This window comes from Sphingomonas sp. J344, assembly GCF_024700005.1.
Lineage (GTDB): Bacteria > Pseudomonadota > Alphaproteobacteria > Sphingomonadales > Sphingomonadaceae > Sphingomonas.
This window is the reverse complement of the sequence record NZ_JAJONB010000001.1, coordinates 168,863-180,937: the sequence shown is the minus strand read 5'-3', so window position 1 is coordinate 180,937 and position 12,075 is coordinate 168,863. Positions and strand designations below refer to the sequence as shown.

Below are 12,075 nucleotides of genomic sequence, written 5' to 3'. Positions count from 1 at the left end.
CGGGGTGACGTTAGGTAGGCGTGTGTAACAATAGGGGAGCGGCTCACCGCCCCCGATCACCCCAACGCCTCAAACGCCCCCGTCTCGAAATCGTCGGCCAGCATCGCGACGATCCGCTCCGCCACGACCTCCGGCGGCTTGACGCTCTCGGGCGCCTCTCCCGGATAGGCGCGCGCGCGCATCTTGGTCCGCGTCGCGCCCGGATCGAGCAGCGCGACCCGAACCTTGGTCAGGTTGCGCACCTCGTCGGCATAGCTCAGCAGCAGATTCTCGAACGCCGCCTTGGTCGCGCCGTACAGGCCCCAATAGGCGCGCGGCTGGCGTCCGACCTTCGACGTCACACCGATCACCCGCGCACCGTCCGACTTGCGCAGCAAGCCGTCGAACGCCCCGATCAGCGCCGCCTGCGCGCTGACGTTGAGCGCCAGCACCTTGGCCACTTCCTTGGGGTCGAACGCCGCCACCGCCGACAGCGTGCCCAGCGCCGCTGCATTCAGCACGAGAATATCGAGCTTCCCCCAACGCTCGGCCACCGCCTGAGCAAGACGCGGGATCGAGATCCGTCTCGATCAGGTCCATCGGCGCGATCGTCGCGGAGCCACCGGCGGCGAAGATCGCCTCCTCGACCTCTTCCAGCCCGCCCGCCGTGCGCGCGGTCAGCACGACATGCGCGCCCTGCGCCGCCAGCGCGATCGCGGTCGCCGCGCCGATCCCCGGCTCGCGCCGGTGACGAGCGCGACGCGCCCTGCAAGAGCCTGTTCGGTCATGGGATCAATGCGTCTCGTCGAGAAGGGCGAGCTGGCTCACCGCCTGCTCGTCATGGTCGGTCAGTTGCGTCGGATATTGCCCGGTGAAGCACGCATCGCAGTAACGCGGCAGCACGTCGCCGCGCTCCGCCTCGCCCAGCGCGCGGTACAGCCCGTCGATCGACACGAACGCCAGGCTGTCCGCCTTGATGAACTTGGCCATGCCCGCCACGTCATGTTGCGCGGCGAGCAGCTTGGAACGCTCGGGCGTGTCGACGCCATAAAAGCAGCTGTGCGTCGTCGGCGGGCTGGCGATGCGCATATGCACCTCGGCCGCGCCCGCTTCGCGCATCATCTCCACGATCTTCAGGCTGGTCGTCCCGCGCACGATCGAATCGTCGATCAGGATGATCCGCTTGCCCTTGATCAGCGCGCGATTGGCATTGTGCTTCAGCTTGACGCCCAGCCGCCGCACTTCCGCGCTCGGCTGGATGAAGGTGCGGCCGACATAGTGCGATCGGATGATGCCCAGCTCGAACGGAATGCCCGATTGCTGGGCGTATCCGATCGCGGCGGGGACGCCCAGATCCGGCACCGGGATCACGAGGTCCGCATCGACCGGCGATTCGATCGCCAGCTCCGCGCCGATGCCCTTGCGCACGGTATAGACCGAGCGATCCTGTGCGATGGAGTCGGGCCGGCTGAAATAGACCCATTCGAAGATGCACGGGCGCGGCGCGATCGCGGTGAACGGGCGGATCGATCGCATCTCGCCATCCTTGACGATCACCAGCTCGCCCGGCTCGACATCGCGGACATAGGCGGCACCGACCACGTCGAGCGCCACCGTCTCCGACGCAAAGATATAGGCGTCGCCCAGGCGGCCCATCACCAGTGGACGGATGCCCAGCGGGTCGCGGCACGCGATCATGCCTTCCTGCGTCATGCAGATCAGCGAGTATGCCCCCCTCGACCTGCTTCAGCGCATCGATGAACCGGTCGAGCAGATCCTTGTACCCGCTGGTCGCGACCAGATGGATGATCGTCTCGGTATCCGACGTCGACTGGAAGATCGAACCCCGGCGGATCAACTCGCGGCGCAGGTGCATCGCATTGGAGATATTGCCGTTATGCGCCACCGCGAAGCCGCCGCTCGCCAGCTCGGCGTAGAGCGGCTGGACGTTGCGCAGCGCGGTCTCGCCTGTGGTCGAATAGCGGACGTGGCCGCACGCGACAGTCCCGGCCAGCGCGCGGATCACCTCGTCGCGGTCGAAATTGCCCGCGACATGGCCCATCGCGCGATGCGTATGGAAATGCGCGCCGTCAAAGCTGGTGATGCCGGCCGCCTCCTGCCCGCGGTGCTGCAACGCATGCAGCCCCAGCGCGACAAGCGCGGCGGCACCCTCGGCACCGGAAACACCAAACACGCCGCACTCTTCGCGCAGCTTGTCGTCATCGAACGGATTTGTGGTCAGCATCGGCCCTTCGGGGGAGTCGTTGGTCGATCCGCGGGCATATAGGCAGTCGATCCGGCTTTGTCGCCTGTTTGTCACATCAAATCCGGGATCATTGTGTTTCTGCGTAGGATTGGGAGGGGGAGGGGGCACCAATTCTCCTCCCCTCCCCTGAGACAAGCTGAGGGGAGGAACGAATTCACCCCAATCCCCACTCTGTTCGTCTCAATCGATGACAGTTGAATGACTTGATCGATTTCCTCACTCGCACTGACCGGTTTATCCCGTTTCCCCGACGGACCCGGCTCCGATAGCGTCGGCGCCACACCAACGACACCAGACGGAGGGATTCCCACATGGACGCGAAAACCGGATCGATCGACGGCGGCGGCTGCCCGATGCACAATGGCGGGGTCCGCGCGCTGCTGGGCCGCACCAACAAGGATTGGTGGCCCGAAATGCTGGCCACTGAAATCCTCAATCCCAACGGCCCGTCCAATCCGATGGGGCCGGACTTCGACTATGCCGAGGCGTTCAAGCAGCTCGACTATGCCGCGCTGAAGGCCGACCTGACCGCGCTGATGACCGACAGCCAGCCCTGGTGGCCGGCCGATTACGGCCACTATGGCCCGTTCTTCATCCGCATGGCCTGGCACGCCGCCGGCACCTATCGCACCGCCGATGGTCGCGGTGGCGCGAACAGCGGCCAGCAGCGTTTCGCGCCACTCGACAGCTGGCCCGACAACGGCAACCTCGACAAGGCGCGCCGGCTCCTTTGGCCGATCAAGCAGAAATACGGCAAGAATATCAGCTGGGCCGACCTGTTCATCCTCACCGGCAACGTCGCGATCGAGAGCATGGGCGGGCCCGTGTTCGGCTTCGGCGGCGGCCGCGCCGACGTGTTCGAGCCGGAGCGCGACATCTATTGGGGGAGCGAAGACAAGTGGGTGAACCAGGGCGTTCAGACCCGTATCGCTCCCGAACACGGCCTGCACGAGATCGAAGGCCCGCTCGCCGCGATCCAGATGGGTCTGATCTACGTCAATCCCGAAGGTCCCGGCGGCAATCCGCATGACGACGAAGGCATGGCCCGCGACATGAAGGAAACCTTCCGTCGCATGGCGATGAGCCCCGAGGAAACCGTCGCGCTCACCGCCGGCGGCCACACCTTCGGCAAGGCGCATGGCAATGGCGATCCCTCGCTGCTCGGCAACGCCCCCTCGGGCGGCGACCTCGTCGCACAGGGTTTCGGCTGGGTCAGCACGCACGAAAGCGGCGGCATCGGCGAGCATACCGTCACCAGCGGCATCGAAGGCGCGTGGACCAACACCCCGCGCGAATGGACCGAGAATTATTTCCGCCTGCTGTTCGACTATGAATACGAACTGGTGAAGTCCCCCGCGGGCGCCTACCAGTGGCAGCCGATCAACCAGAAGCCGGAGGACATGGCCCCGGCGGCGTGGGACCCGAACATCAAGGTCCCGACCATGATGACCACCGCCGACATGGCGCTGAAGCGCGACCCCGAATTCCGCGCGATCAGCGAACGCTTCCGCGCCGACCCTGAAGCGTTCAAGGACGCCTTCGCCCGCGCCTGGTTCAAGCTGACCCATCGCGACATGGGCCCCAAGGTCCGCTACCTCGGCCCGGAGGTGCCCGAAGAGGACCTGATCTGGCAGGACCCGATCCCCGCCGGCACCATGCCGAGCGACGCGCTGGTCGCCGAGGTGAAGGACAAGATCCGCGCGAGCGGCCTGACCGTCAGCCAGCTGGTCAAGACCGCCTGGGCCTCTGCCAGCACCTATCGCAAGTCCGACCATCGCGGCGGCGCCAACGGCGCGCGCGTTGCCCTCGCCCCGCAAAAGGACTGGGAGGTCAATGAGCCGGAGATGCTGGCCAAGGTGATCGACACGCTCAACGGCCTGCGCGGGTCGATGAGCCTCGCGGACGCCATCGTCCTCGGCGGCGTGGTCGGTCTGGAGATGGCGGGCGCCACCAACGTCCCCTTCACCGGCGGCCGCGGCGACGCAACGCAGGAGCAGACCGATGTCGAGAGCTTCGAGTGGCTCGAGCCGGAGGCCGACGCCTTCCGCAACTATCTCGGCAAGAAGAAGCTGGCGGTGAAGACCGAGGAAATGATGCTCGACCGCGCATCGTTGCTCGGCCTGTCGGTGCCGGAGATGACCGTGCTGATCGGTGGCCTCCGCGTCCTCGGCGCCAATCACGGTGAGCGCGGCCATGGCCACTTCACCAAGCGCTCGGGCCAGCTGACCAACGACTTCTTCGTCAACCTGCTCGGCATGACCAATGTCTGGAAGGCCGCCGAAGGATCGGACGACCAGGAATATATCGCGACCGACCGCGCCGGCGGCCACGAAACCTGGCGTGCAACCCGCGCCGACCTGATCTTCGGCTCCAACTCCGAACTGCGCGCCGTCGCCGAAGTCTATGCCGAGAATGGCGGCGAGGAAAGTTCAAGCGCGACTTCGTCGCCGCCTGGACCAAGGTGATGAACGCCGACCGCTTCGACCTGAAGGGGTAACACCCGACTTTTCCTCCCCCCTCCCGCTTGCGGGAGGGGTCGGGGAGGGCCTGTCCACTCACGAAACGGCCGCGACGGACACCCCCGTCGCGGCCGTTTCTCCACATCGTCACCCGGGTCAAGCCCGGGGTGACGGCATTGGGCGACGGCGGTCCAATCCCCACATCCCTTCGCATAGTTGCATCCCCACCACCTGCCCCTACACTCGCCTCCATGGAAACGATCGGCGGCGACCTCAGCACCATGACTCCGCGGCCCTTCGCAGAGCCGCATCTCGCCGCAATCCGCGCCATCTCGACCACCTGTCACTACCAACCCGGCGAAATCGTCCTCGAAGCCGGTGCACCGCAGGACCGCTTCGTGCTGGTCGAGGAGGGCGAGATCGAGGTCGCCGATCCCGTGACCGGCGAGCGCCTCACGCCAGGCACCATCGGCCCGGGCCAGTTCATGGGCGAATTGTCGTTCCTCAACGGCGGCCCGCTCACGCTCACCATGCGCGCCTGCGCCCCCCACGCGGACGCTTGAGGCACCGCGCCCCGACATGCTCCGCCTGATGAGCGCGGTCCCCGAGATCGGCGACCATATCCTCACTGTCTTCTCCGCGCGCCGCCGCCGCATCTTCAGATCCGGCGACAGCAGCCTCGTCGTGCGCGGTGCGGAGCGCGACCCCGCCGTCGCGCGCGTCGCCAGCTTCCTCAACCGCAACCGCATCCCCTTTCACGAAGAGGCGGACGGCGAACCCCAGGTCCTCTGGTCGGGCAATCCGATCCCCGATCCAACGCCCCGCGCCGTCGCCCGCCATCTCGGCCTCGACCTCAAGGCCAGCTCGACCGAGCTGTTCGACCTGCTGATCGTCGGCGCGGGCCCCGCCGGCGTCGCTGCCGCAGTCTATGCCGGGTCGGAAGGGCTGCGCGCACTGGTGATCGAGGATACCGCGATCGGCGGACAGGCCGGGACCAGCTCGCGGATCGAAAATTACATGGGCTTCCCCACCGGCATTTCCGGCGCGGACCTCACCTTTCGGGGCCAGGTTCAGGCGATGAAGTTCGGCACCTGCTTCGCCATGCCGCGCCGGGTCGAGGCGATGGCCCGGCACGTAAACGGCTTCTGCGTCGCGCTCGACGGCGGGGAGGAATTGTGCGCCCGCACCGTGCTCGTCGCCACCGGCGTGCAGTATCGCCGCCTGCCGCTCGACCGCCTCGAATCCTTCGAAGGCGCGGGCGTCTACTACGCCGCCACCGAGATGGAGGTGCGCCTCTGCGCGCAGACCGAGGCAGTGGTCGTCGGCGGCGGCAACAGCGCGGGGCAGGCGGCGATGTACCTCTCGCGCGTCGCCAAATGCGTCCATGTCGTGGTGCGCGGCGCCAGCCTCGCCGACACGATGAGCGCATACCTCCGCGAGCGGCTGGAGGCCGACCCGCGCATCGTCATCCACACGCACAGCCAGCTCGAACGGCTCGACGGCGACGACCATCTCGAACGCGTCGTGTTCACCGGACCCTCGGGCAGCCACGCGGTCGATTGCCGCGCGCTGTTCATCATGATCGGTGCCGCGCCCAATACCGAATGGCTGTCGGGACTGGTCGAACTCGACCATCACGGCTTCGTGCGCACCGGGCGGGAGGTCGGCGGATCGTCGAGCTACGCCACCTCATGCCCCGGCATCTTCGCGGTCGGCGACGTCCGCTCCGGCTCGGTCAAGCGCGTCGCGAGCAGCGTCGGCGAAGGCTCGGTCGTCGTCAGCGCGATCTGGACCCATATCAACGCACCCCCGCCGGCGGAGGTCGGGATCGGGGGGTAGGACGCGTCACCCACGCCGCGCCGGTGCTCCGCCACCCACCACGCGACGAAACTCGCATAGGACGGCCACAGCGTCAGTCCCAGACGTGCATCGCGCGTCGCCACCTCGGGCCGGCCCCACTCGTCGCGCTGCACCAAATGATGCGCCCGTCGGCCTTCCACCGCACATGCGAATGAGCGCCGGAGGTTAGCGGCCGCTCGATGCTACCGTCGGCAAAAGGCCCCGGTACGACCGAGGCCTGAAGCTTACTTGCCCTTCTCTTTTTCCTTGGCGCAGCAGGGACAGTCCTTGCCGCAGCAGTCGCTCGCATTCATCGCCTGAACCTCCGAAATTGTGTGCCAAGAATAGCACGCCAGTGATGGGCGGCAATCCCGAACGAACACCGCGCCGCATGCGATCATGAGAGGTTCTAAGGTGTGGACCGATCCCGCGCGCGGTATCCCGAGCGCGCCCTTCTCACACTGGCGCGAGCAATGCCGATAGGGCTGCAGCAGTGAGCGGCGCGATGAAGCGAACACCGCATTTGCCCTGAGACGTCCACATGATGATGCCGCGCCACTGGTCATCCTTCCAGCGCAGGATGACAGGGTCGCCGACTTTCACCTCGGTCGGGCAGTGCAGGCGCGCGCCACCTTCCGAAACGTCGAGCAAGTGCACCCTCAGCGTGCGACCGCCGACCGTCAGTTCCCCGAGTTGAAATATCTTGCGCCGCGGTTGGGGACGTGAGTCCGAAATCGCAATCGTCACTGTCGATCTCCCACTCTGGTGAGTTCGACGCGTGACGAACACGGCAGTTCCGAAGAAAGGTGCCTAATGCCGCGCACACGAATTTTTATCGGCACTGCCTCCGACCCCTCCACCCACCTTGGCACTCCCACCACGCCCCCCTAAGCTCCCACCATGCTCGCCCTCATCGCCTTGACCCTCGCCCAGTCCGCCCCCGCCACCGCCGACGCGGACACCAAAGCCTGGTGGGCGATCACCGCCGAACTCTCGGGCGACGACATGGAAGGCCGCGAGACCGGTTCGCCCGGCCATGAACGCGCCGCGAAAATCGTCGCCGGCCGCCTCGCCAAGGCCGGGGTCAAGCCGCTCGGCACCAACGGCAGCTGGTTTCAGCCGATCGCGATGGAGGAGACCGCGATCCGCAGCGCGGACATCCGCGTCGACGGCGCGAAACTGCGCTTCCTCCACGACCTCACCGCCAGCCCGACCAACGTCCACCCGACCTTCGCCGGAATGATCGTCTATCGCGGCTATTGCGGGGCCGATGCGCTCGGCGATGTGCGCGGCAAGATCGTGATCTGCCACAACACCCGCCGCGCCGGACTGCCCTCCGCCGACGACCGCGAAAAGGCGCTCACCGCCGCCGGAGCTACCGCGATGCTCGCCATCGCCGACCCCGGCTTCACGGTCGAGCCGCCGCGCTGGCCCTCCGCCTATGCGCGCAGCGTGCGGATCGCGGGCACGCCGGTGGCCCCGGTCAAGCTCCCCGTCCTGACCCTCAACGCCGACGCGCTCGGCAAGCTGATCGGCCCGCGCCACGACGCGGCAAAGCTGATCGCGGATGGCAGCAGCGGCGCACCGCTCCCGTCGTTCGATCCCGAAACCATCTTCACCGCCAGCTTCGACCTGACGCAGCGCAAGCTCAGTTCCTCCAATGTCATCGGCATCCTCCCCGGCACCGATCCCGCCTTCGCCGATCAGGCGATCGTGCTCACCGCGCATCTCGACGGCTATGGCCATGGCGAGCCGGTCGACGGCGACGGCCTGTATAACGGCACGCTCGACGATGCCGCCTATGTCGCGCTGATCGTGCGGCTGGCCGAGCGGCGCGCAGGGAAGGGGTTCCGTCGCCCAATCGTCTTCGCGATCGTCACCGGCGAGGAAAAAGGGCTGCTAGGCTCCCGATATTTCGTCGAAGATCCGACGCTCCCGCTCGCCCGCATCGCGGGCAACATCAATCTCGACCAGCTCCGTCCGATCTTCCCGCTCGAACTGCTCACCGTCCACGCGCTCGACGATTCGACGCTCGGCGACGACGCCCGCGCGGTCGCAACCGGCATGGGCATCGCGGTCCAGCACGACCCGGAACCCGAACGCCGGTTGCTGATGCGCACCGATCACTGGAACTTCATCCGCGCCGGCATCCCCGCGACCAACTTCGTGTTCGGCTACCGTCCGGGGACGCAGAGCGAGGCAATCTACCGCCAATGGTATCGCACCGGCTACCACAAGCCGCAGGATGACCTGAACCAGCCGATGGACTGGAAGGCCGCCGCCGACTTCAACCGCTTCTTCTACACGCTGACGCAACGGGTTGCGGACAAGGACACGCCCCCGCAATGGAAGCCGGACAGCAAGCTGAAGCCAAAGGCACCGTAATGTCCGACGACCGCGATTCCACGCTCGACCTGAACCCGAACTACGACGCCAACGGCCTGATCACCGCCGTCGCCACGCACGTCGCGACCGGCGAGCTGCTGATGCTCGCGCACATGAACGCCGATGCCTTGGCGAAAACGCTGGAAACCGGCGAGGCCTGGTTCTGGTCGCGCAGCCGCCAGCGCCTCTGGAAAAAGGGCGAGAGCAGCGGCCATGTCCTGCGCGTGGTCGAGGCGCGGATCGACTGCGACCAGGACGCGCTGTGGCTGAAAGTCGACCCCGCCGGCCCCGCCTGTCACACCGGCGAGCCCGGCTGCTTCTTCCGCCGCATCGAGAACGGCAAGCTGGTGCGCGGGTGAGGGGAGGGGCCGCTCTCGCCGTCGCGCTCCTCCTCGCCGCCTGTTCCGGCAGCGACCCTCAGCCCGGCGCATCCCCCCACACCCCCAGCCTCGAATCCGCAGCGATCGAACGCGGCATCGTCCGCGATCCCAGGGCGAGCGACGTCACCGGCCTCTACGCCCGCGACACCGACCGGCTGTGCGTCGTGCCCGACGGCACCGCCTATCGCGTCGGCGCGTTCGTCGATTATGGCGACAAGGTCAGCTGCACCGGCCGCGGCACCGCCGCGCGCTCCGGCTCGACGCTCGCGATCGAATTGAAGGGCAAGGGCGGCGAGGCATGCAGCTTCGACGCGAAGTTCGACGGCGACCGCATCACCTTCCCCGCCAACGTCCCCGACGCCTGTGCCAAACTCTGCGGCCCCCGCGCCTCCTTCGCCGCGCTGGAGGTGGAGCGCCTCAGCGAATCCGCGGCGGAGGCAGAAGCGCTCCGAAGCGCAGAAGGTGTCCGACTCTGCGGTAGTTGACGTTAACGTAAGGTCGGCGTAAATCGACTCGCATGGCAACGAAACTGAAGGCCGTGGCCAGCTTCGCCCCGATCGAAGCCCGCCCGGACAAGGAGAGCTTTTCGATCTCGGACCTGTGCGCCGAGTTCGACGTCACCGCACGCGCGCTGCGCTTCTACGAGGACGAGGGCCTCATCGCCCCCGAGCGCCGCGGGCTTCAGCGCATCTATTCGCACCGCGACCGCGCCCGGCTCGCTTGGATCCTGCGCGGCAAGCGCGTCGGCTTCAGCCTCGCCGAAATCCGCGAGATGATCGACCTCTACGACGTCGGCGACGAACGCCGCACCCAGCATCAGGTCACGCTCGACAAGTGCCGCGCGCGCATCGACCTGCTCGAACGGCAAAAGCTCGATATCGACGCCGCCATCGCCGAACTCGAAGATTTCGTCGCGGTCCTCGAAGGCCGCGCCACGCCCATCAAATAAGAGAGACCGAGAGAGATGCCCCGCTACAATCCCCCCGTCCGCGACACCCGTTTCGTGCTCGATCGCGTGCTCAAGATCGACCGCTACGCCAACCTCCCCGGTTTCGCCGCCGCGACCCCCGATGTGGTCAGCGCGGTCCTCGAAGAGGGCGGCAAGTTCGTCGCCGAGGTCCTGTTCCCGATCAACCATAGCGGCGACCAGCAGGGCTGCACCCGCCACCCCGACGGCAGCGTCACCACCCCCGACGGCTTCAAGGAAGCCTACCAGCAGTTCGTCGAATCCGGCTGGGGCACGCTCAGCGCACCCGAGCAGTTTGGCGGCCAGGGCATGCCCCACGTCGTCTCGACCGCGTTCCAGGAATATATGATCAGCTCCAACATGGCCTTCGCCATGTACCCCGGCCTCACCCACGGCGCGATCGAGGCGCTGCTGGCCAAGGGCAGCCCGGAGCAGCAGGAGAAATACGTCCCCCCGCATGGTCAGCGGCGAATGGGGCGGCACGATGAACCTGACCGAACCGCATTGCGGCACCGATCTCGGCCTCATCAAGACCCGCGCCACCCCCAATGCCGACGGCAGCTGGTCGATCACGGGGACGAAGATCTTCATCTCCTCCGGCGAGCATGACCTCACCAGCAACATCATCCACCTCGTCCTCGCCAAGACGCCAGGCGCGCCGGAGAGCAGCAAGGGCATCAGCCTGTTCGTCGTCCCCAAATTCATGGTCAACGACGACGGCAGCCTGGGCGCGCGCAACGCCGTTTCCTGCGGCTCGATCGAGCACAAGATGGGCATCCACGCCAACTCCACCTGCGTCATGAACTATGACGGCGCGACCGGCTGGCTGGTGGGCGAGGAGATGAAGGGCCTCGCCGCCATGTTCATCATGATGAACGCCGCCCGCCTCGGCGTCGGCCTTCAGGGCCTCGGAATCGGCGAAGTCGCGTACCAGAACGCCGTGCAATACGCCCACGACCGGCGTCAGGGCCGCGCGCTCACCGGCCCCGCCGAGCCGCAGGAAAAGGCCGACACCCTGTTCGTCCACCCCGATGTCCGCCGCATGCTGATGGAGGCGAAGGCGATGACCGAGGGGCTGCGCGCCCTGTGCCTGTGGGGCGGCCTCCAGGTCGACCTGGCGCACAAGGCGGCGAGCGAGGAGGAGCGTCAGCTCGCCGACGACCTGATCGGCCTGCTGACCCCCGTGATCAAGGGCGTCGGCACCGACGCCGGCTACCGCATCGCGACGGACAGCCAGCAAGTCTATGGCGGCCATGGCTACATCGCCGAATGGGGCATGGAGCAGTATGTCCGCGATGCCCGCATCGCGATGATCTATGAAGGCACCAACGGCGTGCAGGCGATGGACCTGGTCGGCCGTAAGCTCGCCCAGAATGGCGGCCGCGCGGTCCAGACCCTGTTCCGCATCGTCGCCGAAGAGGTCGCCGCCGCCAAGGCCAGGCCCGAACTGACCCACCTCGCCGAAGCGCTCGAAAAGGCCAATGGCCAGCTTCAGGCCGCGACCATGTGGTTCATGGCCAACGGCATGAAGGATCCCAACCAGGTCGGCGCCGGCGCGTACAGCTACATGGAGCTGATGGGCACCGTCGCGATCGGCCTGATGTGGCTCCGCATGGCCGACGCGGCTGTGCAGGCACTGGCCGAAGGCGACGACGACAAGGCATTCTACGAAGCCAAGCTGGTCACCGCCCGCTTCTACGCCGACCGCATCATGCCCAACGCCGGCGCACTCCGCCGCAAGATCGAAAGCGGCGCGGAGACGATCATGGCGCTGCCGGTGGAGGCGTTTGGGGTTTGAGG

General features: G+C 67.0%; 7 protein-coding genes and 4 pseudogenes. 8 read left to right on the top strand and 3 right to left on the bottom strand.

The annotated features are described in order from the left end of the window. Positions 1-56: 56 nt before the first annotated feature. Both LRS12_RS00905 and purF read right to left on the bottom strand, forming a co-directional pair. Positions 57-767: pseudogene (locus LRS12_RS00905) on the bottom strand (SDR family NAD(P)-dependent oxidoreductase). Between the two features lie 4 nt (positions 768-771). Beyond that, positions 772-2,224 (bottom strand): annotated as a pseudogene (gene purF / locus LRS12_RS00900) (amidophosphoribosyltransferase). Between the two features lie 332 nt (positions 2,225-2,556). On the opposite strand from purF, the pseudogene katG reads away from it, so the two are divergent. The 3 genes and pseudogenes from katG (at position 2,557) to LRS12_RS00890 (ending at position 6,543) form a co-directional block, all read left to right on the top strand. After that, positions 2,557-4,742 (top strand): annotated as a pseudogene (katG, locus tag LRS12_RS00895) (catalase/peroxidase HPI). 213 nt (positions 4,743-4,955) lie between these two features. Further along, positions 4,956-5,267, top strand: a complete 312-nt coding sequence (locus LRS12_RS19830) for a cyclic nucleotide-binding domain-containing protein (RefSeq protein WP_308222948.1) — start codon at positions 4,956-4,958, stop codon at positions 5,265-5,267. A 28-nt stretch (positions 5,268-5,295) separates the two neighbouring features. Further along, the gene (locus LRS12_RS00890) at positions 5,296-6,543 is read left to right on the top strand and encodes an FAD-dependent oxidoreductase (protein WP_308222947.1); all 1,248 of its coding nucleotides are present in this window, start codon (positions 5,296-5,298) and stop codon (positions 6,541-6,543) included. A 456-nt stretch (positions 6,544-6,999) separates the two neighbouring features. On the opposite strand, the gene LRS12_RS00885 is transcribed toward LRS12_RS00890, so the two are convergent. Next, a complete protein-coding gene (locus tag LRS12_RS00885; RefSeq protein WP_257842866.1) occupies positions 7,000-7,290 on the bottom strand; it encodes a PilZ domain-containing protein in 291 nt (96 codons plus the stop codon). Positions 7,291-7,443: 153 nt separating this feature from the next. Between LRS12_RS00885 and LRS12_RS00880 the strand changes: the two genes are divergently transcribed. The 5 genes and pseudogenes from LRS12_RS00880 to LRS12_RS00860 all read left to right on the top strand — a co-directional run bounded on the left by LRS12_RS00880 (position 7,444) and on the right by LRS12_RS00860 (position 12,073). Then, on the top strand, positions 7,444-8,928 hold the full coding sequence (locus tag LRS12_RS00880; protein WP_257842865.1) for a M28 family metallopeptidase: 1,485 nt from the start codon (positions 7,444-7,446) through the stop codon (positions 8,926-8,928). Beyond that, positions 8,928-9,287 (top strand): phosphoribosyl-AMP cyclohydrolase, encoded by a 360-nt coding sequence (gene hisI, locus LRS12_RS00875; RefSeq protein WP_257842864.1) that lies wholly within the window; start codon positions 8,928-8,930, stop codon positions 9,285-9,287. The genes LRS12_RS00880 and hisI overlap by 1 nt, the downstream gene beginning before the upstream one ends. Beyond that, a complete protein-coding gene (locus LRS12_RS00870) occupies positions 9,284-9,793 on the top strand; it encodes a hypothetical protein (RefSeq protein WP_257842863.1) in 510 nt (169 codons plus the stop codon). The genes hisI and LRS12_RS00870 overlap by 4 nt, the downstream gene beginning before the upstream one ends. Positions 9,794-9,825: 32 nt before the next feature. Continuing rightward, positions 9,826-10,257, top strand: a complete 432-nt coding sequence (locus LRS12_RS00865; RefSeq protein ID WP_257842862.1) for a MerR family DNA-binding transcriptional regulator — start codon at positions 9,826-9,828, stop codon at positions 10,255-10,257. A gap of 15 nt (positions 10,258-10,272) precedes the next feature. Next, a pseudogene (locus LRS12_RS00860) lies at positions 10,273-12,073 on the top strand (acyl-CoA dehydrogenase C-terminal domain-containing protein). The last annotated feature ends 2 nt before the right edge of the window (positions 12,074-12,075 follow it).

What these genes read in the sequence shown, in the direction of transcription:
- LRS12_RS19830 (WP_308222948.1), top strand. Translation starts at nt 4,956, where the DNA reads ATGGAAACGATCGGCGGCGACCTCAGCACCATGACTCCGCGGCCCTTC.
- LRS12_RS00890 (WP_308222947.1), top strand. Translation starts at nt 5,296, where the DNA reads ATGAGCGCGGTCCCCGAGATCGGCGACCATATCCTCACTGTCTTCTCC.
- LRS12_RS00880 (WP_257842865.1), top strand. Translation starts at nt 7,444, where the DNA reads ATGCTCGCCCTCATCGCCTTGACCCTCGCCCAGTCCGCCCCCGCCACC.
- hisI (WP_257842864.1), top strand. Translation starts at nt 8,928, where the DNA reads ATGTCCGACGACCGCGATTCCACGCTCGACCTGAACCCGAACTACGAC.
- LRS12_RS00865 (WP_257842862.1), top strand. Translation starts at nt 9,826, where the DNA reads ATGGCAACGAAACTGAAGGCCGTGGCCAGCTTCGCCCCGATCGAAGCC.